25 protein-coding genes are annotated in these 26,553 nt (G+C 71.4%); 6 read left to right on the forward strand and 19 right to left on the reverse strand.

Annotation, left to right across the window (positions count from 1 at the left end; translation table 11 throughout):
• Positions 1 to 87 precede the first annotated feature (87 nt).
• From ACFV9W_RS27705 to ACFV9W_RS27735, 7 genes are all read right to left on the reverse strand, one after another.
• The gene (locus tag ACFV9W_RS27705) at positions 88 to 879 is read right to left on the reverse strand and encodes a DUF3159 domain-containing protein (RefSeq protein WP_385765763.1); all 792 of its coding nucleotides are present in this window, start codon (positions 877 to 879) and stop codon (positions 88 to 90) included.
• 3 nt (positions 880 to 882) lie between these two features.
• Complete coding sequence (locus ACFV9W_RS27710; protein WP_385765766.1) at positions 883 to 1,293, reverse strand: OB-fold nucleic acid binding domain-containing protein; 411 nt, start codon at positions 1,291 to 1,293, stop codon at positions 883 to 885.
• Between the two features lie 92 nt (positions 1,294 to 1,385).
• Positions 1,386 to 2,069, reverse strand: a complete 684-nt coding sequence (locus ACFV9W_RS27715) for a response regulator (RefSeq protein ID WP_385765769.1) — start codon at positions 2,067 to 2,069, stop codon at positions 1,386 to 1,388.
• Positions 2,066 to 4,651: an ATP-binding protein gene (locus ACFV9W_RS27720; RefSeq protein ID WP_385765773.1), complete on the reverse strand. Its 2,586-nt coding sequence runs from the start codon at positions 4,649 to 4,651 to the stop codon at positions 2,066 to 2,068. Before ACFV9W_RS27720 ends, ACFV9W_RS27715 begins: the two co-directional genes overlap by 4 nt.
• A 165-nt stretch (positions 4,652 to 4,816) precedes the next feature.
• The gene (locus ACFV9W_RS27725; RefSeq protein ID WP_385765776.1) at positions 4,817 to 5,575 is read right to left on the reverse strand and encodes a DUF3710 domain-containing protein; all 759 of its coding nucleotides are present in this window, start codon (positions 5,573 to 5,575) and stop codon (positions 4,817 to 4,819) included.
• 1 nt (position 5,576) lies between these two features.
• On the reverse strand, positions 5,577 to 6,134 hold the full coding sequence (gene dut, locus ACFV9W_RS27730; RefSeq protein ID WP_385765945.1) for a dUTP diphosphatase: 558 nt from the start codon (positions 6,132 to 6,134) through the stop codon (positions 5,577 to 5,579).
• Between the two features lie 2 nt (positions 6,135 to 6,136).
• Positions 6,137 to 6,721 carry a PaaI family thioesterase gene (locus ACFV9W_RS27735; protein WP_385765779.1) on the reverse strand — a complete coding sequence of 195 codons (585 nt, stop codon included), beginning with the start codon at positions 6,719 to 6,721 and terminating at the stop codon, positions 6,137 to 6,139.
• Between the two features lie 58 nt (positions 6,722 to 6,779).
• Between ACFV9W_RS27735 and ACFV9W_RS27740 the strand changes: the two genes are divergently transcribed.
• Complete coding sequence (locus tag ACFV9W_RS27740) at positions 6,780 to 7,229, forward strand: DUF3093 domain-containing protein (RefSeq protein WP_385765782.1); 450 nt, start codon at positions 6,780 to 6,782, stop codon at positions 7,227 to 7,229.
• Between the two features lie 19 nt (positions 7,230 to 7,248).
• On the opposite strand, the gene ACFV9W_RS27745 is transcribed toward ACFV9W_RS27740, so the two are convergent.
• From ACFV9W_RS27745 to ACFV9W_RS27760, 4 genes are all read right to left on the reverse strand, one after another.
• Complete coding sequence (locus ACFV9W_RS27745; protein ID WP_385765784.1) at positions 7,249 to 8,184, reverse strand: hypothetical protein; 936 nt, start codon at positions 8,182 to 8,184, stop codon at positions 7,249 to 7,251.
• Positions 8,185 to 8,197: 13 nt separating this feature from the next.
• Positions 8,198 to 8,494: a DUF4193 domain-containing protein gene (locus tag ACFV9W_RS27750; RefSeq protein WP_018535993.1), complete on the reverse strand. Its 297-nt coding sequence runs from the start codon at positions 8,492 to 8,494 to the stop codon at positions 8,198 to 8,200.
• Between the two features lie 427 nt (positions 8,495 to 8,921).
• Positions 8,922 to 10,163 carry a sensor histidine kinase gene (locus ACFV9W_RS27755; RefSeq protein ID WP_385765787.1) on the reverse strand — a complete coding sequence of 414 codons (1,242 nt, stop codon included), beginning with the start codon at positions 10,161 to 10,163 and terminating at the stop codon, positions 8,922 to 8,924.
• 7 nt (positions 10,164 to 10,170) lie between these two features.
• Positions 10,171 to 10,824: a response regulator transcription factor gene (locus ACFV9W_RS27760; protein ID WP_266714992.1), complete on the reverse strand. Its 654-nt coding sequence runs from the start codon at positions 10,822 to 10,824 to the stop codon at positions 10,171 to 10,173.
• Between the two features lie 340 nt (positions 10,825 to 11,164).
• Between ACFV9W_RS27760 and ACFV9W_RS27765 the strand changes: the two genes are divergently transcribed.
• On the forward strand, positions 11,165 to 11,338 hold the full coding sequence (locus ACFV9W_RS27765) for a hypothetical protein (protein WP_385765791.1): 174 nt from the start codon (positions 11,165 to 11,167) through the stop codon (positions 11,336 to 11,338).
• A gap of 68 nt (positions 11,339 to 11,406) precedes the next feature.
• Here the strand turns inward: ACFV9W_RS27765 and ACFV9W_RS27770 are convergent, their stop codons facing one another.
• Positions 11,407 to 12,195 carry an inositol monophosphatase family protein gene (locus ACFV9W_RS27770; protein WP_385765948.1) on the reverse strand — a complete coding sequence of 263 codons (789 nt, stop codon included), beginning with the start codon at positions 12,193 to 12,195 and terminating at the stop codon, positions 11,407 to 11,409.
• Between the two features lie 64 nt (positions 12,196 to 12,259).
• Entirely contained in the window at positions 12,260 to 13,399 is a 1,140-nt protein-coding gene (locus ACFV9W_RS27775; RefSeq protein WP_385765794.1) for a ferrochelatase, read from the reverse strand.
• 105 nt (positions 13,400 to 13,504) lie between these two features.
• Here ACFV9W_RS27775 and ACFV9W_RS27780 point away from each other — a divergent pair, with 105 nt between their 5' ends.
• Positions 13,505 to 14,779 carry an MFS transporter gene (locus ACFV9W_RS27780; RefSeq protein ID WP_385765797.1) on the forward strand — a complete coding sequence of 425 codons (1,275 nt, stop codon included), beginning with the start codon at positions 13,505 to 13,507 and terminating at the stop codon, positions 14,777 to 14,779.
• On the forward strand, positions 14,709 to 16,058 hold the full coding sequence (locus ACFV9W_RS27785; RefSeq protein WP_385765799.1) for a D-arabinono-1,4-lactone oxidase: 1,350 nt from the start codon (positions 14,709 to 14,711) through the stop codon (positions 16,056 to 16,058). The genes ACFV9W_RS27780 and ACFV9W_RS27785 overlap by 71 nt, the downstream gene beginning before the upstream one ends.
• 31 nt (positions 16,059 to 16,089) lie before the next feature.
• Here ACFV9W_RS27785 and ACFV9W_RS27790 read toward each other — a convergent pair whose 3' ends face one another.
• Complete coding sequence (locus ACFV9W_RS27790) at positions 16,090 to 17,373, reverse strand: hypothetical protein (protein WP_385765801.1); 1,284 nt, start codon at positions 17,371 to 17,373, stop codon at positions 16,090 to 16,092.
• 519 nt (positions 17,374 to 17,892) lie between these two features.
• Here ACFV9W_RS27790 and sepH point away from each other — a divergent pair.
• On the forward strand, positions 17,893 to 19,017 hold the full coding sequence (gene sepH, locus ACFV9W_RS27795; RefSeq protein ID WP_385765804.1) for a septation protein SepH: 1,125 nt from the start codon (positions 17,893 to 17,895) through the stop codon (positions 19,015 to 19,017).
• Positions 19,018 to 19,099: 82 nt separating this feature from the next.
• On the opposite strand, the gene ACFV9W_RS27800 is transcribed toward sepH, so the two are convergent.
• Positions 19,100 to 19,957: a sulfurtransferase gene (locus ACFV9W_RS27800; protein WP_385765807.1), complete on the reverse strand. Its 858-nt coding sequence runs from the start codon at positions 19,955 to 19,957 to the stop codon at positions 19,100 to 19,102.
• Between the two features lie 273 nt (positions 19,958 to 20,230).
• Between ACFV9W_RS27800 and ACFV9W_RS27805 the strand changes: the two genes are divergently transcribed.
• Positions 20,231 to 21,007 (forward strand): VOC family protein, encoded by a 777-nt coding sequence (locus tag ACFV9W_RS27805; RefSeq protein ID WP_385765810.1) that lies wholly within the window; start codon positions 20,231 to 20,233, stop codon positions 21,005 to 21,007.
• A 43-nt stretch (positions 21,008 to 21,050) separates the two neighbouring features.
• Here ACFV9W_RS27805 and ACFV9W_RS27810 read toward each other — a convergent pair whose 3' ends face one another.
• From ACFV9W_RS27810 to ACFV9W_RS27825, 4 genes are all read right to left on the reverse strand, one after another.
• Positions 21,051 to 21,701, reverse strand: coding sequence for a thymidine kinase (locus ACFV9W_RS27810; protein ID WP_385765812.1), 651 nt, complete (start codon positions 21,699 to 21,701; stop codon positions 21,051 to 21,053).
• 64 nt (positions 21,702 to 21,765) lie between these two features.
• Positions 21,766 to 22,953 carry an alkaline phosphatase family protein gene (locus ACFV9W_RS27815; protein WP_385765815.1) on the reverse strand — a complete coding sequence of 396 codons (1,188 nt, stop codon included), beginning with the start codon at positions 22,951 to 22,953 and terminating at the stop codon, positions 21,766 to 21,768.
• On the reverse strand, positions 22,950 to 23,540 hold the full coding sequence (locus ACFV9W_RS27820; RefSeq protein ID WP_385765818.1) for a DUF5998 family protein: 591 nt from the start codon (positions 23,538 to 23,540) through the stop codon (positions 22,950 to 22,952). The genes ACFV9W_RS27815 and ACFV9W_RS27820 overlap by 4 nt, the downstream gene beginning before the upstream one ends.
• Before the next feature lie 90 nt (positions 23,541 to 23,630).
• Positions 23,631 to 26,480: a GNAT family N-acetyltransferase gene (locus tag ACFV9W_RS27825; RefSeq protein ID WP_385765821.1), complete on the reverse strand. Its 2,850-nt coding sequence runs from the start codon at positions 26,478 to 26,480 to the stop codon at positions 23,631 to 23,633.
• Positions 26,481 to 26,553 lie beyond the last annotated feature (73 nt).

A 26,553-nucleotide genomic window follows, 5' to 3' on the forward strand; every position in this document is an offset into this window, starting at 1 on the left:
GTCTCGCTCGGGGCCGCCGCCTTTGTCGTTCAGTGCCGTACGCGGCAGTTCAAGTGCCGTACGCGGCAGTTCAGTGCCGTACGAGGATCAGGCCTCGCGGCGGTGTCGCGCGCGGCCGCCGTTCTCGGCGCTTGAGGCCTCCGCCTTCTCGCGGTCGGCCTCCTTCTGCCGCTCGGCCTCCTCCATCTCCGCGAACACGTCGATGGGCGCGGGCGCCTTGGCCAGGAAGACCCACGTGAGCCACACGGCCAGCAGGAACGGCGGGATCTTCAACGCGACGAGCACCCAGCCGAATTGGGTGTTGGCCGAGTCCGTGTCCGCCCAGAAGTACATCGGGAACAGGATCGCGCACTTGGCCAGGAGGATCAGGCCCCAGGCCCAACTCGCCTTCGCGTAGGCCTTCTTGCGCCCCGGGTTACGGGTGCGCCACGACAGGTTCTCCTTGAACACCGGCCCGAGGATCAGGCCGATCAGGGGCACCCCGCACAAGGTGGTGACGATGTAGGCGAGCGCGAGCCCCAGCGTGTAGAGCATGCCGGGCAGATAGAAGTCCTTGGCGTTGCCCGTCATCATCGCGAAGATCACGCCGAAGGCGACGCCGAAGACGCCGCTGAAGGCGTGCTTCACGGTGTCCTTCATGACCAGGCGCACGGCCACCATGACCAGGGACACCGCGATGGCCGCGATGGCCGCCATGTGCAGGTCCTTGTTGACCGTGAAGATGCTCACGAAGAGGAGGCCCGGCAGGACGGTCTCCACCATGCCCCGCACGCCGCCGAAGGCCTCGAAGAGCGCGGCCTCGGTCACGGACTTCTCCGTCACGTCCTGCCCGTCCTGGCCTGTGGATTCGCGGTCGGTCGGCTTGTCGAGGGACGTCACCGGCTACTCCCGTCCGAGCGGTCTGAGTTCGTACTTCGGGTTGAACAGCACCCTACGGCCCCGGCTCATCGAGATCCGTCCCGAAGCTATGAGTTTGCGCCCCGGCTCGATCCCGACGATCGAGCGCCTGCCGAGCCACACCACGTCCACCGCCGCCGAGCCGTCGAACAGCTCCGCCTCCAGTGCGGGAACTCCGGCGCGTGGCCGCAGGGTTACCGTGCGCAACGTACCAGTTACGGTGACCATTTGTCGGTCCGTGCAGTCGCCGATACGCGTGCAGCCGGTGGTCTCCGAGTCCTCGCGCAGCTCCTCCGACTCCAGGTCCTCCTGGGAACTGGACAGCCGGTCGAGCATGCGCCGGAACCGGCCCGCCGGCTTCTCGGACGCCCTGTCGGAACGCGGAACAGCACTCATACTGGAAGCGTACCTGGGCCCTGTGACAGGCTCGTACCCGCTGGTGTACCCGGCTTTCGCCCGGCTTCAACGCCCGGACCCTCCACCCGGACTCACCGCTCGAACCGGTACCCCATCCCGGGCTCGGTGACGAAGTGCCGCGGGTGCGAGGGGTCGGTCTCCAACTTGCGCCGCAGCTGCGCCATGTACACCCGCAGGTAGTTGGTCTCCGTCCCGTACGACGGCCCCCACACCTCCTGCAGCAGCTGCTTCTGGCTCACCAGGCGGCCCGTATTGCGCACCAGGACCTCCAGGAGATGCCATTCGGTGGGGGTCAGCCGTACGTCGTGCCCGCCCCGGTTGACCTTCTTCGCGGCCATGTCGACCGTGAAGTCCGAGGTCTCGACGATGCCCTCGTCCTCGGTCCCGCCCGTGGGCTCGGCCCGCCGCACGGCCGCCCGCAGCCGGGCGAGGAGCTCGTCCATCCCGAAAGGCTTGGTCACGTAGTCGTCGGCGCCCGCGTCGAGCGCCTCGACCTTCTCGTCGGACGAATGCCGCGCGGACAGCACCAGGATCGGCACGCGGGTCCAGCCGCGCAGCCCCTTGATCACCTCGACGCCGTCCATGTCGGGCAGGCCCAGGTCGAGGACGATCACATCGGGGTGGCGGGCGGCGGCCAGCTGCAGCGCCTGCGCCCCGTCCGTGGCGGCGTCCACCTCGTACTTGCGCGCCTTCAGGTTGATGACGAGGGCGCGCACGATCTGCGGCTCGTCGTCGACCACGAGCACCCGGGTCATGCGTTCCTGCCTCTCTGGGGTCCTGCTGCGGTGGGTGCGGCCTCCGGGGCCGCGTCCGGGGTGGTGGTGCGGGCGGCGGCCCGCAGGGTCAGGACCATGGTGAGCCCGCCTCCCGGTGTGTCCTCGGCGCCCAGCGTGCCTCCCATGGCCTCGGTGAAGCCGCGCGCCACGGCGAGCCCGAGGCCCACCCCGGCGCCGCGCGGAGCGTCACCGTAGCGCTGGAAGGGCTCGAAAATCCGGTCCTTCGCATCGTCCGGCACCCCGGGGCCGCGGTCCACGACGCGCAGCTCGACACGGTCGCCGAGCGCGCTCGCGGAGACGAGTACGGGCTTGTCGGACGGGCTGTACTTGACCGCGTTCTCGACGACGTTGGCGACGGCCCGCTCCAGGAGGCCCTTGTCGACGCTGACCATGGGCAGTGTCTCGGGCACGTCCAGGTCGACGCTGAGGTCCGGGTCGGGCACGCCGACCAGCGCCATCGGCACGACCTCGTCGAGGTCGATCTCGCGGATGAGCGGGGTCACGGTGCCGGTCTGGAGGCGCGACATGTCGAGCAGGTTCCCGACGAGGTGGTCGAGCCGGTCGGCGCCCTCCTCGATCCCGGCGAGCAGCTCGGCCTGATCCTCGGGCGACCAGTCGACGTCCTCGGAGCGCAGGGACGACACCGACGCCTTGATGCTCGCCAGCGGGGTGCGCAGATCGTGCGAGACGGCGGCCAGCAGGGCCGTACGGATGCGGTTGCCCTCGGCGAGCGTGCGCGCCTGGTCGGCCTCGGACTGCAGGCGCTGACGGTCGAGCACGACGGCGGCCTGCGCGGCGAACGCGGCGAGCACGCGCCGGTCCTCGGCCGGCAGCACCCGCCCGGTGAGGGCCAGCGCCATGTGGTCGCCGACCGGCATGTCGACGTCGGCGTCCTCGGGGCGGCCGAGGGACTGCGGGCCCACGCTCGCCGCGCAGGTCCACGGCGCGGTGTCGCCCTCCCGCTCCAGGAGCGCCACGGACTCCATCGCGAAGGTCTCCCGTACGCGTTCGAGCAGCGCCTCCAGGCTGGTGTCGCCGCGCAGCACGCTGCCCGCCAGGACGGAGAGGATCTCGGACTCGGCGCGCAGCCTGGCCGCCTGGTGGGTGCGCCGCGCCGCGAGGTCCACGACCGAGGCCACCGACACCGCGACCCCTACGAAGATCACGATGGCGACGATGTTGCGCGGGTCGGCGACGGTCCACAGGTGCAGCGGCGGCGTGAAGAAGTAGTTGAGCAGCAGCGAGCCGAAGGCCGCGGAGGCCAGCGCCGGGAGCAGCCCGCCGACCAGCGCGGCGGCGACCGTCAGCGACAGGAACAGCAGCATGTCGTTGGCGAGGCCGAGGTCGCTGTGGGTGTGCGTGAGGACCAGCGCGAGCAGCGCGGGGCCGCCGACGCCGATCAGCCAGCCCCACACGATCCGGGACCGGCCGAGCCGCGCGCCGCGGGCGACGGGGAGGCCGCGCCCCTTGGCGACCTCGTCGTGCGTGACGATGTGCACGTCGAGGTCGGGCCCGGACTCGCGGGCGACGGTCGCGCCAACGCCGGGGCCGAACATGTACTGCCAGGTCTTGCGCCGCGAGGAGCCGAGGACGATCTGGGTGGCGTTGACGCCGCGGGCGAACTCCAGGAGGGCGGCGGGGATGTCGTCGCCGATGACGTGGTGGAACGTGCCGCCCAGGTCCTCGACCAGGGTGCGCTGGACGGCCAGTTCCTTGGGCGATGCGGCGGTGAGGCCGTCGCTGCGGGCGATGTAGACCGCGAGGACCTCGCCGCCCGCGCCCTTCTCGGCGAGCCGCGCCGCGCGCCTGATGAGCGTGCGGCCCTCGGGGCCTCCGGTCAGGCCGACGACGATGCGTTCGCGGGCCTGCCACGTGGAGCGGATGTTGTGCTCGCCCCGGTACTCCTGGAGGTACTCGTCGGCCCGGTCGGCGACCCACAGCAGGGCCAACTCCCGTAGCGCGGTGAGGTTTCCGGGGCGGAAGTAGTTGGAGAGCGCCGCGTCGACCTTGTCCGGCTTGTAGATGTTGCCGTGGGCCATGCGGCGGCGCAGCGCCTGGGGCGACATGTCGACGAGCTCGATCTGGTCGGCCCGGCGGACGACTTCGTCGGGGACCGTCTCCCGTTGACGTACACCAGTGATCGAATCAACCACATCGCCGAGTGACTCAAGATGCTGGATGTTGACGGTCGATATGACGTCGATGCCCGCACCAAGCAGTTCCTCGACGTCCTGCCAGCGTTTGGCGTTGCGCGAGCCCGGTACGTTCGTGTGGGCCAGTTCGTCGACGAGGGCCACGGCGGGGGCGCGGCGCAGTACGGCGTCCACGTCCATTTCGTGGAAGGCGGTCCCCCGGTACGCCAGTTCCTTGCGGGGTATCTGCTCCAGGCCGTGCAGCATCACCTCGGTGCGCGGCCGGTCGTGGTGCTCGACGAACGCGACGACGCAGTCGGTGCCCCGCTCCACCCGGCGGTGCGCCTCCGACAGCATCGCGTACGTCTTGCCGACGCCCGGCGCCGAACCGAGGTAGATACGTAGTTTGCCGCGCCTCCCTCGTCCCATGAACCTGAGCCTAAGGCCAGTGAGCTGTACAAATGGGCCGGAGGGCGGCCGTGCGGGCGGCTTTGACGCAACCCTGATGCGGCCCGCGGGCCCCTGACGCGCGAAACCGGGGCCGCGCACCCTCACGGATGCGCGGCCCCGGTCATGTACTGCGAAGGAGGTGCCTCAGCGGACCTCGGTGATCTCCGGGCCGCGGGCCAGCTGGCCCATGCCGCCGGAGAAGCGCGAGGCTTCCTGACCCTCGGCCTGGGCGCTCTCGGCGACCATCTGCGCGTCGTCGGGGAGCTTCAGGACGATCGGGTCGCGGGGGGCCATCGGGCCCTCGCCGCGCACCACGACGGTGTCGCGGAAGATCTGCTCCAGGAGCCCTGCCGCCTGCGGCTGCACGGCGCCCTGGCCCGAGATCACGCCGCGCAGGAACCAGCGCGGGCCGTCCACGCCGATGAACCGCACGACCTGGAAGCCGCCCGTGCCGTCCGGCAGCTGCACCGGCACCTGGGCCCGCAGCTCCCAGCCGAGCGGGCCCTCGATCTCGTCGATCACACCACCCTGCTGGGTGATGCCCGAGGCGATCTCCTCGCGGACCTCGCCCCAGATGCCCTCCTTCTTGGGGGCGGCGAAGGCCTGCAGCTGGATCGCGCTGTCCTGGAGGACGACGGTCGCCGCGACGATCGCGTCGCCCGCGACCTCCACACGCAGCTCCATGCCCTCCACGCCGGGGACGAAGACGCCGCCCAGGTCTACCCGGCCCTCGCCGGGCTCGCGGACCTCGGAGGAGTCCCAGGGGCCGTCGGGGCGGGGCTCGGGCTCGAGCCGGGCGCGCTCCTCCCCGTCCGTGTCGCCACTGTCGACGCCGTCGACGACCTGCTCGGCCTCGCCGGCCGCATCCTCGGCGGCGCCGTCCTTGTTACGACGTCCGAACACGTCACTGTCCTTCCCGGTCGGATACGACCGAAGCGTATCGATTCCCACCCTTTTGACCGTCCGCGCCGTCACCGGCAACGGTCGGGCCACCTACGGCAGCGTGCCCGCCGGTGGACCCGAAGCCCCCTTCGGCCCGCACCGAATCGGGAAGCTCCGCGACCTCCTGGAAGCGGACCCTCTCGACCTGCTGGACCACCAGTTGGGCAATCCGGTCGAAGCGCTCGAACCGCACGCTCTCGCGCGGATCGAGATTCACCACGATCACCTTGATCTCCCCACGGTACCCGGCATCCACCGTCCCGGGGGCATTCACCAGAGCCACGCCACAGCGTGCTGCGAGGCCGGATCTGGGGTGCACGAAGGCCGCGTACCCCTGGGGCAGGGCGACAGACACACCGGTGGGCAGAACGACCCGCTCACCGGGCGCGAGTTCGCACGCCTCGGTGGTCCGCAGATCGGCTCCCGCGTCACCGGGATGCGCGTACGAGGGCAGCGGCACGTCGGGGTCGACGCGCCGCACCAGCACGCCGAGTTCGTTGCCGGGACCGCTGGGGGCAATGCTCACGGGTTCACCTCGAAGGCGCGGGCGCGCCTGACCTGATCGGGGTCGCTCATGGCCGCCTGGATCTCTTCCTCGCGGCCGTTCTCGATGAAGTGGTCGACCTTGACCTCGATGAAGAGGGCGTCGGCGCGCACGGCAACGGGCCCGTCGGGGCCTCCGATCCGGCCGGTCGCGGTCGAATAGATCTTGCGTCCTGCGACGGCCGTCACCTCGGCGGACAGGAACAGCACCGTGTCCACGGGGACGGGCCGCACGAAGTCGGTCTCCAGGCGGCCGGTCACGGCGATGGCCTGGAGCAGCCAGTTCAGGGAGCCGAGCGTCTCGTCGAGCGCGGTCGCGAGGACCCCGCCGTGCGCGAGACCCGGCGCGCCCTGATGCGCGGGGCGCACGGTGAACTCGGCGGTGACGGTGACGCCTTCACCGGCCCGCGCCTCCAGGTGCAGCCCGTGCGGCTGCTCGCCGCCGCAGCCGAAACAGTGTCCGTAGTGCGCGCCGAGGAGCTCGCCCGCGGCGGGCGCGTCGGGGTGCCGCACCGGGGCTATGGCGTCGGCAGGGGGCGTCAGAGCTGCAGAAGTACCACTCACAGCCGCAGACCTTACCCGCGCGTCCTATCAGTGCACGCATCGTGCCAAGCTTGACCCCATGGAGCTCTCGACGACGCCTTACGACGAACGACTCACCGCGCCGCGTTCGTGGTGGCTGATCACGTTCATGGTGGGGGTCGTGGGGGCCATCATCCTGCTGCCGTTCGGCACGTTGCCGCTGCTCGGCGGATTCGTCGGCGGCCTGCTCGTCGCGGCCGTGATCACCAGTGCGTACGGCTCCGCGCGGGTGCGCGTCGTGGCCGACTCGCTCGTCGCGGGCGACGCGAAAATCCCGCTGTCGGCCCTCGGCGAGGTGCACGTCCTGGACGCGGAGGAGGCCCGCGCGTGGCGCACCTACAAGGCCGATCCGCGCGCCTTCATGCTGCTGCGCAGCTACGTCCCGACCGCGGTGCGGGCGGAGATCACCGATCCCTCGGACCCCACGCCGTACGTGTACCTGTCGACGCGCGAGCCCGAAGCTCTGGCGAAGGCTCTGAGCCGCGCCTGACAGCGGGCCGCCCGCGGGCTCAGGCCCCGATCTCCAGGGCGTCCGGCGGGTCCTCCAGGGACGGCAGCTCGCTCAGCGCCTCCCAGGGCACCTGGTGCCGCCGCAGGTCCTGACGTACGCGGTCGGCGAGCTTCTTGGTGTCGCGCCGGTTCATGAACGCCCCCACCGCCGCGCCGATCATGAACGGCGTCAGGCTCGGCAGGTTCCGCACCATCCGCTTCATGATCTGCTGGCGCAGCTCGCGCTTCATCTGGCCGCCGAGCGCCGCGTTGATCGTCGTCGGCTTCGCCACGTCGATGCCGCGCTCTTCGGTCCACGAGGTCAGATAGGCGGTGCTGCGGTCCTTCAGATTCCCGGGCGGGCGCAGCCCGTAGACCTCGTGCAGCTCGGCGATGAGCTTCAGCTCGATCGCGGCCACACCGGTGATCTCCGTGGCCAGCTCGTACGGCATCGCGGGCGGTACGGGCAGCATCGCGGCGGCGCCGACTCCCGCGCCCACGGTGGACGTGGCGGCGGACGCGCCCGTGACCAGCTTGTCCGCGAGGCGCTCGGGGTCGAGGCCGGGGAACTGCTTGCGGAGGGTCGCCAGGTCCCGCACGGGAACCCGCGGCGCGCTCTCGATGATCCGGTCGGCGAGAAAGCCGATCGAGGCCTTGGCGGCAGCGCCGCCCTTGGCCAGCCCCGTTCTGGCTGTTCTGGCGCTTCTCGCGACGGCGCCGCCTCTGCGCGCACCGTCACTGCCGGCCGCCGGGGTCACCGGCAGGTCGCCCGTCGACTCAGGGGCGTCCGCCGATTCGAGCGAGGCTTCTTCTCCGGGGGCACCGGGCTCCGCACCGGGTGCTCCTGGGAAAGAGCCTCGCTCGTCGTCACGCACGGCCTCTGACGGGCCTTGAACCGCTCCGTCGGCCTTCTTGCCGTGGAAGCGGCGCTTCCAGGGCGGGGTCGAGCTGGTCATGCCCGACCCTTCCCTAGTCGCAGTCGCGGCAGATGGGCTGCCCGTTCTTCTCCCGCGCGAGCTGGCTGCGGTGGTGCACCAGGAAGCAGCTCATGCAGGTGAACTCGTCCTGCTGCTTGGGCAGGACACGGACGGCCAGCTCCTCGTTCGAGAGGTCGGCGCCCGGAAGCTCCAGGCCCTCCGCCGCCTCAAACTCGTCCACGTCGACGTTCGACGCCGACTTGTCGTTACGCCGCGACTTCAGTTCCTCAATGCTGTCTTCGTTGAGGTCGTCATCGGTCTTGCGTGGGGTGTCGTAATCCGTTGCCATGTCGCTCTCCCCCTCTGGGTGTCTGCGGTGTCTCAAGCGCCGTAACGCATGAGAGGCCGGACTTGTGCCCGACCTGAGGCGGAGATTTTGCCTCACATCAAGGTCTGTTACTCAATCGACACCCAACTGGACCCCTCACGAGTGATCGTCTTGGGTGGCGAACGGGACCGTACACGGTCCGATTGCCGCACTGCACGGGCGCCACCCCGTGTACTTCCCGTGATCAAGGCGCCCGAAAACCCGGACTTTCCCGGCTTTCACACGGCTTTTGCGATCACGGAGAGTGGACGGCCGAAAAAACGCCCATGTGATCGATCACACACGGAGATCCTCGGCGCAGGTCCGGAAAATTCAGCCAAAAGCGAACGTCCCCAGCGCGTCGGCGGAAGCATGTCAGATCCATGCGCGGGACGCACATCGAACCGGCCTAGATCGGCAGGGTGACCCGCATCACGAGCCCACCCCCCTCGCGCGGCTCCGCTGTGATGCGGCCGCCATGGGCGCGCGCGACGGACCGGGCGATGGAGAGCCCGAGGCCCACGCCCTTGTCACTGCCGGTGCGCTCGGTCCGCAGCCGCCTGAACGGTTCGAAGAGGTTGTCGATCTCGTACGCGGGGACCACCGGGCCCGTGTTCGCCACCACCAGGACCGCCTGGCCGTGCTGGGCCTCCGTGTCCACCTCCACCCAGCCCCCTTCGGGGATGTTGTAGCGGACGGCGTTCTGCACGAGGTTCAGGGCGATGCGCTCCAGGAGCACGCCGTTGCCCTGGATCACTGCTTCCCTGCACTCGCCGCGGATCTCGACGTTCTTCTCGTCGGCCTCGGCCCTGGCCTGGTCGATCGCCTGCGAGGCGACCTCCGCCAGGTCCACGGGCTTGCGCTCGACGATCTGGTTGTCGCTGCGGGCGAGCAGCAGCAGGCCCTCCACGAGCTGCTCACTGCGCTCGTTCGTGGCGAGCAGCGTCTTGCCGAGCTGCTGGAGCTCCACGGGCGCGCCCGGGTCGGAGAGGTGCACCTCCAGGAGGGTGCGGTTGATCGCGAGCGGTGTGCGCAGTTCGTGCGAGGCGTTGCCGACGAAGCGCTGCTGCGCCGTGAACGCGCGCTCCAGGCGGTCCAGCATCTCGTCGAAGGTGTCCGACAGCTCCTTGAGCTCGTCGTCGGGACCGTCGAGCTCGATGCGGCGCGTCAGGTCCGTGCCGGCGACCCGGCGCGCGGTGCGCGTGATCCGGCCGAGCGGGGACAGCACGCGGCCCGCCATGGCGTAGCCGAAGGCGAAGGCGATGACGGCGAGCCCCATCAGGGCCATCAGGGAGCGGCTGAGCAGCACGTCGAGGGCGTGCTGGCGCTGCTTGTTGACGCAGGCGTTCATCAAGTCGTTCAGCTCGCTCGCCGAGATGTTCCCCGGCGGGAAGTTGCAGCTGGTGCTGATGACGTGCCCGTCGGTGACCTTGAACGGCAGGTCGCTGCCCACGTCGAGGGCCTGCGCGGCCAGCAGGTAGATGATCGAGAGCAGCAGGATGCCCGCGATCAGGAACATGCCGCCGTACAGCAGCGTGAGCCTTATCCGGATGGTCGGGCGGAGCCAGGGGAAGGGCGGCTCGGCCTTCGTCCCGGGCTTCCATGTCGGTTTCGGCGGCGCCGGAGAGGGTGGCGCGGGTGCGGCGGCCATCGAGGGATCAGATCCGGTAGCCCGAGCCGGGCACAGTGACGATGACGGCGGGCTCGCCCAGCTTGCGGCGCAGGGTCATCACGGTGACCCGCACGACGTTGGTGAACGGGTCCGTGTTCTCGTCCCAGGCCTTCTCCAGGAGCTGCTCGGCCGAGACGACGGCACCCTCGCTGCGCAGCAGCACCTCGAGGACCGCGAACTCCTTGGGGGCGAGCTGGATCTCCTTGCCGTCCCGGAACACCTCGCGGCGGTTCGGGTCGAGCTTGATCCCGGCGCGCTCCAGTACGGGCGGCAGCGGCATGCTCGTACGCCGCCCGAGGGCCCGCACACGGGCCGTCAGCTCGCTGAACGCGAAGGGCTTGGGGAGGTAGTCGTCCGCCCCGATCTCCAGGCCCTCCACGCGGTCACTGACGTCGCCCGAAGCGGTCAGCATGAGGATGCGGGTGGGCATGCCCAGCTCGACGAGCTTGCGGGCCACGTCGTCGCCGTGCACGAGCGGGAGGTCGCGGTCGAGAACGACCACGTCGTAGTCGTTGACGCCGATGCGCTCCAGGGCGGCCGCACCGTCGTACACGACGTCGACGGCCATGGCCTCCCGGCGGAGTCCGGTGGCCACCGCATCGGCGAGCAGTTGCTCGTCCTCGACGACGAGTACGCGCACGTCGCTTGTCCTTCCTCTGGTCGCCCACCTGCGCGTTTCTCGGGCGCGCGGGCAGGTTCGGGGTTTGCTGTGGTCACCATCCTGCCCCTTTCGGCCATAAACCGGCTGTAAGGCGGACCGGCGTCCCGGGGAATGCGGGATTTTCTGCGCGGGTTGAGGTTTCTGCGGAAGGGGCCTTGGGGAGGACGGCTGTACACCCGCGATCACGCTTTGTATGTGGCATGCCACGAGCCGCTGTCGAGACCGCACATCCGCCAGGGGCGACTCGGGACGTGATCGACCCTTCCCAGGGCACACCCCCGTGCCATCGACCCACGACCCAGGACGAGGGGGCGCAACCATGGACGCATTCACCGCAGGACTTCTGCAGCGCATTAGGGCGGCCGAGACCGACCTGTCGCGGGCGCGCGAGACCGGCGACGACTTCCTTGCCGAGGTCGAGCAGGGCGAGCTGGACGACCTCCGCCGCCTCGCCGCCGAGCATGGCGTGGAGGTTCACGCCTCGAGCGTCTGACGCACGCAGAAGGGCCCCGGCGCCTGGTTCGATCCAGGCGGGCGCCGGGGCCCTTTCGTGTGCGCTCTCTAGTCGTGCCAGGCGCCGAGTTCTTCCAGCCAGTTCTGAAGCGGCTCGAAGACACCGGGGGGCGCCGCGATCGTCAGCTCGGGCGAGAGCGGCTCCCCGGGACGGCCGCCGGTGCGGGCGCCCGCCTCGCGCGCGATGAGGTCGCCGGCCGCGAAGTCCCAGGGGTTCAGGCCGCGTTCGTAGTACGCGTCCATGCGGCCGAGCGCCACGTCGCAGAGGTCGATCGCGGCCGAGCCGCCGCGCCGGATGTCGCGCACGCGCGGCACCAGCTGCCCGAGGACCTCGGCCTGGCGGGCGCGGCGCGCCTCCAGGTAGCCGAAGCCGGTGCCGACGAGGGCCTGCTCAAGGGGCGGCGCCACGCGGGTGTGCGCGGGGCGGTCGTTCACGAAGGCGCCCCCGCCGAGGACGGCGCGGTAGGTCTCGGCGCGCATGGGGGCGGCGACGACGCCGACGATGGTCTCGCCGTCCTTGCGGGCCGCGATGGAGACGGACCAATCGGGGCGCCCGTACAGGTAGTTGACCGTGCCGTCGATGGGGTCGATCACCCACTGGACGCCGCTGGTGCCCTCGCTGGAGGCGCCCTCCTCGCCGAGCACCCCGTCGTCGGGGCGGCGCTCGGCCAGGTAGTCCGTAATCAGCTTCTCGGAGGCGATGTCCATCTCGGTGACGACGTCGACGGCGCTCGTCTTCGTGGCGGCGACGCCGAGGTCCTCGGGCCTGCCGTCGCGCAGGAAGACGCCGGCCCGGGCCGCCGCCTCCAGGGCGATCTCGAGCAGCTCCGCCTTCAGCGACGCGAGGTCGTCGGCGGTGTGGGCGGCCTCGGTGGCCTTGGGATCGGTCACGTGACTGTCCTTACGCGTACGGGCTGTCGGCGCCGGCGGCGGCCGGCTTCGGGGTGCGGGCGGGGCAGCAGCCCACGGGGCAGAGGTCGTGGCTCGCGCCGAGGGCGCCGAGCGCGCAAGGCGCGACGTCCGCTCCCCTCTCGGTGGCGGCCCGCTCCAGGGCCAGCTCCCGTACGGCGGCTGCGAAGCGCGGGTCGGCTCCCACGGTGGCGGAGCGGCGCACCGGAAGACCCAGCTCCGCCGCCTTCGCCTCGGCCTCGGTGTCGAGGTCGTAGAGGACCTCCATGTGGTCGGAGACGAAGCCGATGGGCGCCATGACGACGGCCGGGACGCCCGCCGCGTGGCGCTCCTCCAGGTGGTCGCAGATGTCGGGCTCGAGCCACGGGATGTGCGGGGCTCCGGAACGCGACTGGTAGACGAGCTGCCAGGGGTGGGCGACGCCGGTCTCCTCGCGCACCGCGTCGGCGATGAGCCGCGCGACCTCCAGGTGCTGCTTCACGTACGCGCCGCCCTCGCCGTGCTCCTCGGCCGGTCCGGAGGTGTCGGCCGCCGCGTTCGGAATGGAGTGCGTGGTGAAGGCGATGTGGGCGCCCGCGCGGACGTCCTCGGGGAGCTCGGCGAGGGACTTCAGGACGCCCTCGATCATGGGGCGCACGAAGCCGGGATGGTTGAAGTAGTGCCGCAACTTGTCGATCCGCGGCGGCTCCAGGCCCTCGGCCTCCAGCACGGCGAGCGACTCCGCCAGGTTCTCCCGGTACTGGCGGCAGCCCGAGTACGAGGCGTAGGCGCTGGTGGCGAGGACGAGGATGCGGCGGTGGCCGTCGGTGACCATCTCGCGCAGCGTGTCCGTCAGGTACGGCGCCCAGTTCCGGTTGCCCCAGTAGACCGGCAGTTCCAGGCCGTGGTCGGCGAAGTCCTTGCGCAGGGCGTCGAGCAAGGCCCTGTTCTGGTCGTTGATCGGGCTGACCCCGCCGAACAGGAAGTAGTGCTGCCCGACCTCTTTGAGCCGCTCCTTGGGGATGCCCCGGCCGCGCGTCACGTTCTCCAGGAACGGGACGACGTCGTCGGGGCCCTCCGGGCCGCCGAACGAGAGCAGCAGCAGGGCGTCGTAGGGGCGGGCATCGGGGCTGGCAGCGTGCGCTTCTGGCATGTCTTCGATCCTGCCACCCGGCACTGACAGGCGGGAAACCGCGTGTGCGCGGGTCGTGGCGCGCGTAAGCTGTATCAACCACTTTTATGCCTTACCGGAGTCGAGTTGCCCAGCCCCTACCGCGCCATCTTCGCCCCGCCCGGAACCAAGAGCTTCTCCGCGGCCGGGCTCCTGGGCCGGATGCCCCTGTCCATGATGGGCATCGGCATCGTCACGATGGTCTCCCAGCTGACCGGACGCTACGGACTGGCCGGCGCCCTGTCCGCGACGGTGGCGCTGTCCGCCGCGCTGATCGGTCCGCAGATCTCCCGGCTCGTCGACCGGCACGGGCAGCGCCGGGTGCTCCGGCCGGCCACGCTGATCTCGCTCGTCGCCGTCACCGGTCTCCTGCTGTGCGCGAAGTACGAGGCGCCGGACTGGACCCTCTTCGCGTGCGCGGCGCTCGTCGGCTGCGTCCCGAGCGTCGGCTCGATGATCCGGTCCCGGTGGGCGGCCCTCTACGGAGACGTCCCGCGCCAGCTGCACACCGCGTACTCCTTCGAGTCGGTGCTGGACGAGGTCTGCTTCGTCTTCGGGCCGATCATCTCGATCGGCCTGTCCACGGTGTGGTTCCCGGAGGCGGGGCCGCTCCTGGCGGGCTGCTTCCTCGCGGTCGGCGTCTTCTGGCTGACGTCGCAGCGGGCCACGGAACCGGTGCCGCACCCGCGTGAGCAGCACAGCCGCGGATCGGCGCTGCGCGCGGGCGGGTTGCAGGTTCTGGTGGCGACCTTCGTCGCGACGGGCGCGATCTTCGGCTCGATCGACGTCGTCACGGTTGCCTACGCCGAGGACCTCGGGCACAAGTCGATGGCCAGCGTGGTGCTCGCGGTCTACGCGGCCGGCTCCTGCATCGCGGGCGCCCTGTTCGGCCTGCTGCACTTCAAGGGGGCGCCCGCTCCCAGGTGGCTGGTGGGTGTCGTCACGATGGCCGTGAGTATGATCCCCCTCCAACTGGTCGGGAACCTGCCACTCCTGGCCGTGGCGCTCTTCGTCGCGGGCCTGTCCGTCGCACCGACGATGATCACGACGATGGCCCTCGTCGAGCAGCACGTACCTCGCGCGAAGCTGACCGAGGGCATGACCTGGGTGAGCACCGGACTCTCGGTCGGCGTCGCGCTCGGCTCCTCCGTGGCCGGCTGGGTGATCGACGCGGCCGGTGCGGAAGTCGGGTACGCGGTGCCGGGAGTCTCCGGCGCCGTCGCGGTCCTCGTCGGGCTCCTGGGCTACCGCCGGCTGAAGCGGCCGGTTCCGCAGCGGGGAGGAAGCACGGATGAGCAGGGCACAGCGGGGCACGCCGGGCACGCGGACGGGCAGCCGGAGGGGCAGCGAAGCCTGGCGTAACTGGGCGGGGAACGTCACCGCACGCCCCGCGCGCGAGGTGACGCCCGCCTCTGTCGAGGAGCTGACGGCAGCGGTGCGCGGCGCCGCGCAGGACGGCCTCAAGGTGAAGGCCGTCGGCTCAGGCCACTCCTTCACGGCGGCGGCCGCCACCGACGGGATGTTGATACGCCCGCAACTGTTGACCGGAATCCGCAGCATTGACCGGGCGAACGGGACCGTCACGGTCGAGGCCGGCACCCCGCTCAAGCGACTCAACATGGCCCTGGCCCGCGAGGGCCTGTCGCTCACGAACATGGGCGACATCATGGAGCAGACGGTCTCCGGCGCCACCAGCACGGGCACGCACGGCACGGGCCGCGACTCGGCGTCGATCGCCGCGCAGATCAAGGGCCTTGAGCTGGTCACCGCGAGCGGCGAACTGCTCACCTGCTCCGAGAAGGAGAACCCCGAGGTCTTCGCGGCCGCCCGCATCGGCCTCGGCGCCCTCGGCATCATCACGGCGATCACCTTCGCCGTGGAGCCGATCTTCCTGCTCTCCGCGCGCGAGGAGCCGATGAGCCTCGACCGGGTGCTCGCGGACTTCGAGGAGCTGCACGCGGAGAACGAGCACTTCGAGTTCTACTGGTTCCCGCACACGGGCAGCTGCAACACCAAGCGCAACAACCGCAGCGCGGGCCCGGAGGCCCCCGTCTCGAAGTTCAGCGGCTTCGTCGAGGACGAGCTGCTCTCCAACGGCCTGTTCCAGGTGGTCAATTCGATCGGCCGCGCCGTGCCCGCCACCATCCCGTCGATCGCCAAGGTCTCCAGCCGGGCACTGTCCTCCCGGACGTACACGGACATTCCCTACAAGGTCTTCACATCGCCGCGCCGCGTGCGGTTCGTGGAGATGGAGTACGCGGTTCCGCGCGCGGCCCTCGTGGACACCCTGCGCGCGTTGAAGTCCATGGTCGACCGCTCGCGCCTGCGGATCAGCTTCCCGGTCGAGGTCCGCACCGCCCCGGCCGACGACATCACGCTGTCCACGGCGTCCGACCGGGAGACCGCCTACGTAGCCGTGCACATGTACAAGGGGACGCCGTACCACCGGTACTTCACCGCGGCCGAGCAGATCCTCACCTCCCACGAGGGGCGTCCGCACTGGGGCAAGATGCACACCCGCGACGCGGAGTACTTCGCGCGCGTGTACCCGCGCTTCGGCGAGTTCACGGCGCTGCGCGACCGCCTGGACCCGGACCGCGTGTTCGGCAACGCCTATCTGCGGCGGGTCCTCGGCGACTGAACCGGCGACCCCCGAAGGGGCACGCATCGGGTCACTCCGACTGCGGCTGGACGTCCGAGCCCTGCGTGGGCGCGGTGGTCGGGTCGGTGGTGCTGCCACTGTCCGAACCGGAGTCCGAGCCGCTGTCGGAGCCGGAGTCCGAACCGGAGTCCGAGGACCCGCTGTCCGAACCCGAGTCCGAATCCGAGTCGGAGGACCCGCTGTCCGAACCGGAGTCCGAGCCCGTGCCGGAACCGTCGGTGGCCCCCGTCGACGGAGTGGAGCTCGGGTCCGGAGCGGTGGTGGCCGGGTCGTCGTTCTGCTGCGTACCGCTGTCCGAGCCGCTGCTGCTGCCGTCGGACGGCGCCTGCGTGGTGTCCGGAGTCGGGTCGCTGTCGGACGACGAGTTCCGCCCCTTGAAGGCGTCGCCGATGGTGGTGCCGCCACCGCCGCCACCGAAGGTGTGGCCCGACACCAGTTCGTACGTCGTGATGCCGCACATGGTGACGCCGAACACGAGGGCCGCGGCGATCAGCGGCCGCTTCCAGCTCTTGATGCGCGAACGGTGCACGGTGCCCTCGGTGAACTCGTCGTCGACGTCCGCGCCGCCTTCGGCGAAGTCGCCCTCCGGGGCACGCAGCATCCGCGTGGCCTCGTCGACCGTCTCCGGCCTGATCAGCTGGGTCTTGTCGGGGTCGGCCGCGGCGGTCGCGCCCACGGCGCCCAGCAGCTGGGTCTTGTCGGTGTCCTCGTCGGGCAGCAGGTCGGCCACGGCGCCCGTGTCGAGGAGCTGGGTCCCGGCGGTGGCCGAGTCGGGGATCCGCTCCATGGCGGTGGCCTGCTCGATCGCGGAGACCTGCGGCAGCGCCGACGCCTCCTCGGCGTCCGCGGCCGGGGTCGCGCGTGTCCCCCAGGTCGTCGTGGTCGGCAACGCCGTCACGGCCGGCCGCGGCGCGGGCGGCTCGGAGCCCGTGACCATGGAACGCGTGGCGTCCATCGAGGAGTCCGAGCGGAACGTACGGGGCACGGGCGTGCCCTGCGCCGTCACCGGCACCTGCCGGGTCTTCGGCTTCACCACCCGGACGTCGCGTATCTGCTCACCGGTGCGCCTGAAGAAGTGCTGGAAGAGCGTGCCGCCGCAGGTGGCGAGGGCACTGACCACACCGGCGCCGAGGATCGTCCCGTAGACACCGAGGCCGGAGGCGAGCTTCGCGGCCACGACGGCTGCGACCGCGCTGCCCGCCACCTGCGGGACGCTCAGATCGAGCCGCTTCCCCTTGGGTGCTTCCTCCTCGTTCTCGGATATGTCCTCGGAGATCTCCGGCTTCTTGCCCATTGTTGGAACTTGCCTGCCTTTCTCGACAAAACCACCCATGCCCCATCGAAGCTCCCAAGAGTAAGCGAACTCCCTAGGACACAAGAGAAAGGACGTATCGGAGGAGGAATCAGTTCCGGTTCCGGAGATTTCGTGAAGCAGAACACGCGGCGCCCACACATCACCCGCAAGGTTCGGGAGCCCGCGGCCCCAACTCCCGCGCCCCGCCAGAACTTCGGCGGCGTGCCGATCCACGCAAGTGGCCCGAATGGAGTACTGTTGCGAGCCCTGGGTCCGGTCTCCCGCCAGGGTGCTCGGGTCCTGCCAGGACCGTGGGGAGGGGGTTCGCTGCACAGGGTGACGGAGTCCGTCACTTAGCGTTGCGAATAGGTAACCGTGCCATAACGGCGAACCAGGGCCCATGCCCGACACGCCGGGCAACTCGGCAAGGTTGTGGCAGGCTGCACCCGGGCAGGCCACACTCGACTAGCGGAAGCAGCGACGCACGTGACGTCGGCAGGCACCACCCGGGAGGTCCCCATGCCCGAACTGCGTGTCGTGGCCGTCTCTAACGACGGCACACGGCTGGTGCTGAAGGCTGCGGACAGCACGGAGTACACGCTGCCGATCGACGAGCGCCTCCGGGCCGCCGTACGTGGCGACCGTCCGCGCCTCGGCCAGATCGAGATCGAGGTGGAGAGCCACCTCCGCCCGCGCGACATTCAGGCGCGTATACGGGCCGGCGCGACCGCCGAGGAGGTCGCGCAGTTCGCCGGCATCCCGGTCGACCGGGTGCGCCGCTTCGAGGGCCCCGTGCTCGCGGAGCGCGCGTTCATGGCCGAGCGCGCCAGGAAGACCCCCGTGCGCCGCCCCGGTGAGAACGCGGGACCCCAGCTGGGCGAGGCGGTGCAGGAGCGCCTCCTGCTGCGCGGCGCCGACAAGGACACGGTCCAGTGGGACTCCTGGCGCCGGGACGACGGCACGTGGGAAGTCCTGCTCGTCTACCGGGTCGCGGGCGAACCGCACTCGGCGAGCTGGACGTACGACCCGCCCCGCAGGCTCGTCCAGGCCGTGGACGACGAGGCGCGCTCGCTGATCGGCGAGTCCGACGACATCGGCACGCCCGAACCCACGTTCCCGTTCGTGCCGCGCATCGCCCGGCTGCCCCGGGACCGCCCCCTCGACCGGGCCCTGGACCGGCAGCTCGAGCGGCCCACGCCGCCCGCGGAGCCGGAGCCCGAGGAGACGGAGCTGCCGGCGATCGCCTCCTCGGCCCCGCCGGAGCGCGACTCGCTGACCAGCCTCCTGGAGGCCGTGCCGAGCTACCGCGGCGACCTCGCCGTGCCGGAGCGCCCCTCGGTGGCTCCTGAGCGTCCTTCGGTGGCACCCGAGCGTCCCGCCGTGGCTCCCGAGCCGCCGCAGGAGGAGCCGGAGGCCCCCGCGGCCGCCGAGGTGGAGGAGTCGGCGGCTCCCGCGGCCTCGGCCGGGGCCGGATCGGCGTACGCGGACATCCTGATGCCGCGCGCCGTCGCAGGTCACCGCGACCGCCTCACCGGCACCACCGACCGCCAGGCGGAGGCCGACGGGGTCCGCCCCGGCCGCCGTGCCGCCGTGCCGAGTTGGGACGAGATCGTCTTCGGCACGCGCCGCAAGAAGCAGGAGTAGCCCACCTCTTGTACGGGAATGGGGCCCGCGCCGTTCACTCGGCGCGGGCCCCTTTCGCGTACGGGAGGCTTGGGACGGCCTGCTACTGCGGGTCCGGCCCCGTGGCCACCGGGCGCGCCTCGTCGGCGGACCACTGGGACCAGGAACCGACGTACAGCCGGGCCTCGATGCCCGCCACGGCGAGCGCCAGGATCTCGTGCGCGGCCGAGACGCCCGAGCCGCAGTAGACGCCGACCTGGCCCGGATCGCCGTTCGCGCCAAGGGACTTGAAGCGGTCCGCGAGTTCGGCGGCCGGGCGGAAGCGGCCGTCGTCGCCGACGTTCTCCGTGGTCGGGGCGGACACCGCGCCCGGGATGTGGCCGCCGACGCGGTCGATGGGCTCCACGTCGCCGCGGTAGCGCTCGGCGGCCCGGGCGTCCAGGAGCAGGCCGGAGCGGGCCAGCTCCGCGGCGGCGTCCGCGTCGAGCAGTCCGGTGGCACCGGGTGCAGGCTCGAAGGTGCCCGGCTCCGGCGTCGGGGACTCGGTCTCCAGGGGGCCGTTCCAGGCGGCGAGTCCGCCGTCGAGGACTCGCACGGACGGGTGACCCGTCCAGCGCAAGAGCCACCAGGCGCGCGCGGCGGCCCAGCCCTGACCGCCGTCGTATACAACGACGTCTCGGTTGGCCGAGACGCCTGCGGCGCGCATCGCCGCGCCGAACCCGGACAGCTCGGGCAGTGGGTGCCTGCCCTCGCCGGGTCCCGCGTGACCGGCGAGTTCCGTGTCGAGGTCGACATAGACCGCGCCCGGCACATGGCCCGCCGCGTACTCGGCACGACCGTCGAAGGCGGGCGCTCCCGCGGCCTTCGCGACGCTGAGCTGCCAGCGGACGTCGAGCAGTACGGGGGGCCGCTCGCCCGCCAACTCGCTCGCAAGTTCGGATGCGGAGATGATGGCATTCATGGGCCCATCCTTGCTCATGCTCTGGCCCGCGCGCTCCCGGTCGTATAGCGTGCTCGATCGACTACCGAGCGTCTATTGACCGGACATGGCAGGGTCGTGGCGCCGAAACGTATGCGAAACACCGTTTCGGGCACCCACAGCGGGGAGTCCGCTGGTTTCGGCGCGGCCGAAGAGCGTCGCGCGGCACCGAGTGCCACGATCGACACGGCGCCACTGACATGTGGGATCCCGAGCCGCGGGCCCCGAGGGTTCCGTTCCGAGGAGAGAGTGACGATGACCGAGGCAGCAGCCCGGCGCGTACCCGGCACCCCTTGCTGGGTGAGCCTGATGGTGCACGGCATGGCGGCGACCCAGGAGTTCTACGGGGCGCTGTTCGGCTGGGAGTTCAGGCCCGGCCCGCAGCAGCTCGGCCCGTATGTGCGGGCGCTCCTCGACGGCAAGGAGGTCGCCGGGATCGGCCAGCTGCCGCCCGACCGTCAGCTGCCGGTCGCCTGGACCCCCTACCTGGCCTCGGACGACGTGGACGCGACGGCCGAGACGGTGCGGCACTGCGGCGGCACGGTGGGCGTGGGCCCGCTGGACGCCGGGGAGGCCGGCCGGCTGGCGATCGGCTCCGACCCCTCGGGCGCGGTGTTCGGGATCTGGCAGGCCGCCGAGCACGCGGGCTCGGCGGTGACCGGGGTGCCGGGCGCGATGGCGTGGAACGAGCTGGTGACGCGGGAGACCGCGAGCGTCGCGAAGTTCTACCAGGCGGTCTTCGGATACACCGAAGAGGCCCTCGTCTCGGCCGACTTCGACTTCCTCACCCTGCACCTGGAGGGCCGTCCGGTCGCCTCCGTGCACGGCGCCGGTCATGCCCTGCCTCGCGACCAGGGCCCGCACTGGATGACGTACTTCAAGGTCGAGGACGTCGACGAGGCCGTGGAGCGGGTCGCCGACCTGGGCGGCCATGTGGTGTCTCCCGCCCGGGAGGGCTCGCAGGGGCGGGTGGCGACGGTGGCGGATCCGGAGGGGGCGGAGTTCTCGATGGTGGCGTCGCCGGCCACGTAGGGCGGCTGTCGGCGCCTGTGTTTCGGTCAGGCCGAGCCGACGCTCAGGCCGAGCCGACGGGCAGCACGTCCGGGGAGAGTGCCGCCGCGTGCGCCGTGGCGCTCGTCATGCGGCGCCGGTGATGGCGTCGGCACAGCACTTCGTAGCCGATCTCGTCCGGCATGTGGTTCACATCGCCGACGACGACCTGGGCGCCCTCGACGACCATCGCGCCGTTGACGGTGCGGGCGTTGTGCGTGGCGCGGGCGCCGCACCAGCACAGCGCCTCCACCTGCAACACCTCGACCCGGTCGGCGAGTTCGACCAGGCGCTGCGAGCCGGGGAACAGCTTGGAACGGAAGTCCGTGGTGATGCCGAAAGCGAAGACGTCGAGTTCCAGCTCGTCGACGACGCGGGCCAGCTGGTCGATCTGCCCGGGCGCCAGGAACTGCGCCTCGTCCGCGATCAGGTAGTCCACCCTGCCGCCGTGCGAGAGATGCTCGACCACGTACGCGTAGACATCCAGGTCGTCCGCGACCTCCACGGCGTCCGTGACCAGGCCGAGGCGGGAGGAGAGCTTGCCCTCCCCCGCCCGGTCGTCGCGGGTGAAGATGAGGCCCTGGAGGCCGCGCGCCGAGCGGTTGTGCTCGATCTGCAGAGCGAGGGTCGACTTCCCACAGTCCATCGTTCCGGAGAAGAACACCAGCTCGGGCATGGGGAGTTGAGCACCTTTCGCGATACGTGAGGGGTTGCCGAAGCGGCCGACGGGGCCGGAGGGGTCAGGACCGCACTTCCAGCAGGGGCACGAGCTGCTCCGCCGGGGTCATCGAGCCGTGGTTGCCGACCATCTGGGACTCCTTCGGCTCGTTCCGCGAGGCGATGAGGAGCACGTCGTCGCGGGCCGCGGCGATGACGTCGCCGAGCCGGTCGTACACACGTTGATCAACCTGTGGACCGAACCAGCCGGCCGCGATCGCCTCGTCGCGCGAGGCGATCCAGAACTGCTCGCCCAGCACCTCGCGCCACACCGTGAGCACATCGCTCGCCGCGCCGGGCACCGCGTACACATGGCGGGCTCGGCCCTCGCCGCCCAACAGGGCGACGCCCGCGCCCAGTTCCCAGTCCTCGTCGAAGTCGATGCGGGACTGCTCGTCGAAGGCGATGTCGACCATGCCGTGGTCGGCGGTGACGTACAGGGCGCTGCGCGGGGGCAGTTGCTCGGCGAGGCGCTGCGCGAGCCGGTCGACGTACATGAGCTGGCCGCGCCAGGCGTCGGAGTCGACGCCGAAGCGGTGCCCCTTGCCGTCGACCTCGCTGTAGTACGTGTAGACCAGCGAGCGGTCGCCCGCGGCCAGCTGCTCGGCGGCCAGGTCCATGCGGTCCTCGCCGGAGAGGCGCCCGTAGAACGTGCCGCCGCTGAGGGCGATCTTCGTGAGGGGCGTCGATTCGAAGTGCGGTGCGGACACCTGCGCCGTGCGCACGCCCGCCTCGTGGGCGCGCTGGAAGATCGTGGGGTACGGCTGCCAGGTCCGCGGCTTCGTCCACGGGTTCCAGCGGAGCTGGTTCATCAGCTCGCCGGTGTCCGGATTGCGCACGGTGTAGCCGGGCAGGCCGTGCGCGCCGGGGGGCAGTCCCGTGCCGACGGAGGCGAGGGAGGTCGCGGTGGTCGCCGGGTAGCCCGCGGTGATCGGGCGGCCGGTGCCGCCGCGCGAGGACGGTATGAGCGAGCTGAGGAACGGGGCCTCGTCCGGATGCGCCCGCAGCTGCTCCCAGCCCAGGCCGTCGATCAGGAACACGCAGGCGCGGTCGACCGGCCGCAGCTCGGGGATGCCGGCGGCGCAGCCGGGCACGCCCAGGTGGGCGCCGATGGTGGGCAGCAGATCGGCGAGGGATCCGGTGCCGTACGCCGGGACGGGAGCGGAGTGGACGGGCAGCGGCTCTACGTCGTCCCAGGCGGCCTGCGTCATCGACGGCCCGCGTCCGCGATGGCCTCGGAGAGGGACTGGGAGAAGGCAAGGGCCTGGCGCACGGTCTCCGGGCCGTCCCCGGCCTCGCTGACGCGCAGGCTCAGGTCGTCCGCAGTCGTGCTGCCCGTGTATCCGTGGTCCGCCTCGCAGTTGGGGTCGCCGCAGGTCGCGGGCTCCAGGTCGATGCGGGACACGGCGCCCCAGCCGATGGTGAGGACGACCTCGCGCGGCAGCGAGCCCGGGACGTACTTCTCCGGGTTGGCGACGACGCGGCTGAGCACGACCGACGAGATCCGGCCGATCTGCACGGACTCCGTGGACGTCGTCGCGTACGACGTCGGGGACGTGCTGTCGGCCGCCTGCTCGTCGGTGTGGCTGACGATGAAGCGGCTGTCGGTCAGGACCAGGACGGTGACATGACGACGGACCTCGTTCGCATCGAACGTGGTCTCCTGGTGCACCAGATACGACGAGATCGGCTCGCCGCCGACCGCGGCTTCCACCGCCTCGGCCACGAGAGCGGGGTAGTAGCCGCTGCGCTCGATCGCCGTGCGGAGCCCTTGGGTCGTCGTACTGGTCTTGGCCATGGGGTCCATCCTAAGGCCCGTAAAGAGACTGCCGGTGCCCCTGTGGATAACTCTCCGTGAGGGCTTCGTACGGTGTGGTCGCGAGGCGGTTCAGTAGGCGGCGGGCAGGGTGCGTGGGCCCGATTCGTCACGGCCGTCGCGGGCGGGCGGCGGCGCGAGCCGGACGGAGGCGCCGAGGACGGTCAGTCCGCGCTCCGCCACGACGACGGGTTCGAGGGCGACGCCGACGACCTCGGGGTGGTCGTCGACCAGGCGCGACACCCGCTGCAGCAGTTCCTCGAGCGCGGGCGTGTCCACGGGGGCGGCGCCGCGCCAGCCGAAGAGGATCGGGGACGTCTTGATGGACCGCACGACGGCCTGCGCGTCCTTGTCGGTCACCGGGATCAGCCGGTGCGCGGTGTCACCGAGCAGCTCGGACGCGGCTCCGGCGAGCCCGAAGGAGAGTACGGCGCCCGCGGCCGGGTCTATGACGGCGCGTACGACGGTGTCGACTCCGCGCGGCGCCATGGACTGCACGACCGGCCGCAGTTCGGCGGGCTTGCCTAGGCGCTGGGTCAGGTCGTCGTAGGCGCGCCGCAGCTCGCTCTCGCTGGACAGGTCCAGGCGTACGCCGCCGAGGTCGGGGCGGTGCCGCAGATGCGGGGCCGTCGTCTTCAGGGCCACCGGGTAGCCGAGCGCCCGCGCCGCCTGTGCGGCCTCATCCGGGCCCGGCGCGGGGAGCGTGCGGCGGACGTCGATGCCGTAGCGGGAGAGCAGCGCGCGGGCGTCCTCCGGGGCGAGGTCGGCTCCTCGCGGGTCGCCCTCCTTGGCGAGCAGTTCCGTGATGAGCTCCGCGGCCCCTTGTTCGTCGATGGCGTCGTACTCGGGCACCTTGCCGGGCGCTGCGGCGTCGCGTCGCCACTGGGCGTACTTGGACACCTGGGAGAGGGCGCGGACGGCGCGCTCGGCGGCCGGGTAGGCGGGGATGAGGCGCGGGGCGAGCTCGGCCTCCGCGGGGGGCGGCCCGTCATCGGAGGCCGTCTCGGGGGTGGTGCGCTGTGGTGGTGTGCCGGGCGCGTTGGGGCCCGTGCTGGCCGCGGCGGAGAGTGCCTCCGCGAGGCCACCCAGTTCGACGTGGACGACCAGCACCGGCTTCGTGGGTCCGGTGGCGGCGGCCGCGCTCAGGGCGGCGGCGAGTTCCGCGTCCTCCGAGGGGCCCTCCCCCACGGCGGGTATGGCGGTGACCACGACGGCGTCGGTCTTCTCGTCGGCCATGGCCTGCTCGAGGGCGGCCCGGAAGTCCGCGGCGGAGGCGGCCGTCGTCAGGTCGAGCGGCGGCTTGGGGCGCAGCCCTTCGGAGAGGCACACGTCGTACGTGAGGAGACCGAGCGACTCCGAGTTGCCGAGGATGGCGACGCGCGGCCCCTCGGGCAGCGGCTGGCGGGCCAACAGGAGTCCGGTGTCCACGAGTTCGGTGATCGTGTCGACCCGGATGACCCCGGCCTGGCGCAGCAGCGCGGAGACGGTGGCGTACGGGAGGCGGGTGGCGCGCACCGCGTGGCCCGTGGGCGCGATGCCGCTGTGCCGGGCGCCCTGGACGACCACCAGGGGCTTGGCGGCGGCGGTGCGGCGGGCGAGCCGGGTGAACTTGCGGGGGTTGCCGATCGATTCGAGGTACATGAGGGCGACGTCGGTGTCCGCGTCGTCGTACCAGTATTGAAGGACGTCGTTCCCCGAGACGTCCGCGCGGTTGCCCGCGGAGACGAACGTGGAGACCCCGCTGGCGCCGGTCACTCCCCCGCCCCTGCGGTGCAGTCGGGACAGGAGGGCGATGCCGATGGCGCCGGACTGGGCGAACAGGCCGATGCGCCCGGGGCGCGGCATCTCGGGGGCGAGCGAGGCGTTGAGCCGGACCTCCGGTGACGTGTTGACGACCCCGAAGGCGTTCGGCCCGACGATGCGCATCCCGTAGCTGCGGGCCTGGCGGACCAGGGCGCGCTGGCGCTCGCGGCCCTCCGCACCGCTCTCGGCATAGCCGGCGGAGACCACGACGAGGCCCTGTACGCCGCGCTCGCCGCACTCGGCGACGACCTCGGGGACGTCGGGCGCGGGCACGGCGACGACGGCCAGGTCGACGGGTTCGGCCGGGTCGATGTCGCGTACGGAGCGGTGGGCGGGGACGCCGTCGATCTCGGCGACGTCGTCCCCGAACGCCTGGTTCACCGCGTAGAGGCGCCCGGTGAAACCCGCGTCCTTCAGGTTGTCGAGGACGCTGCGGCCCACTCCTCCGGCCGCACGCCCCACGCCGATCACGGCGACGGAGCCGGGCGCGAGCAGACGCTGCACCGAGCGGGCCTCGGCGCGCTGCTCGCGCGCGTGCTGCACCGCGAGCGAGGCCTCGGTGGGCTCGATGTCGAACTCCAGGCGGACGACGCCGTCCTCGAAGCTGCGCTTCTGCGTGTATCCGGCGTCCCGGAACACCTTGATCATCTTGCTGTTGGCGGGCAGCACCTCGGCGGCGAAGCGGCGGATGCCGCGCTCGCGGGCGACGGCCGCGATGTGCTCCAGGAGCGCGGAGGCGACGCCGCGGCCCTGGTGGGCGTCCTGCACGAGGAAGGCGACCTCCGCCTCGTCGGCGGGCGCGGTCGCGGGCATGCCGTGCGCGTTGATCCTGTCGTAGCGCACCGTGGCGATGAACTCGCCGCCGATCGTGACCGCGAGGCCGACCCGGTCCACGTAGTCGTGATGGGTGAAGCGGTGCACGTCCTTGTCGGACAGGCGGGGGTAGGGCGCGAAGAAGCGGTAGTACTTCGACTCGTCCGAGACCTGCTCGTAGAAGCTGGTCAGGTGCTCGGCGTCGGCGGTCGTGATGGGCCTGATCCGCGCGGTGCCGCCGTCACGCAGCACGATGTCGGCCTCCCAGTGGGCGGGGTACGCATGCCGGTCCGACGGGGTCTCCATGCCGCAAGCGTAGGGCCGGGCACTGACATATGGCGGTCGGTCGTACGGGTCGCGGCCCGTGCGTGCGGAAGGC

This window comes from Streptomyces sp. NPDC059897 (assembly GCF_042730865.1).
GTDB lineage: Bacteria > Actinomycetota > Actinomycetes > Streptomycetales > Streptomycetaceae > Streptomyces.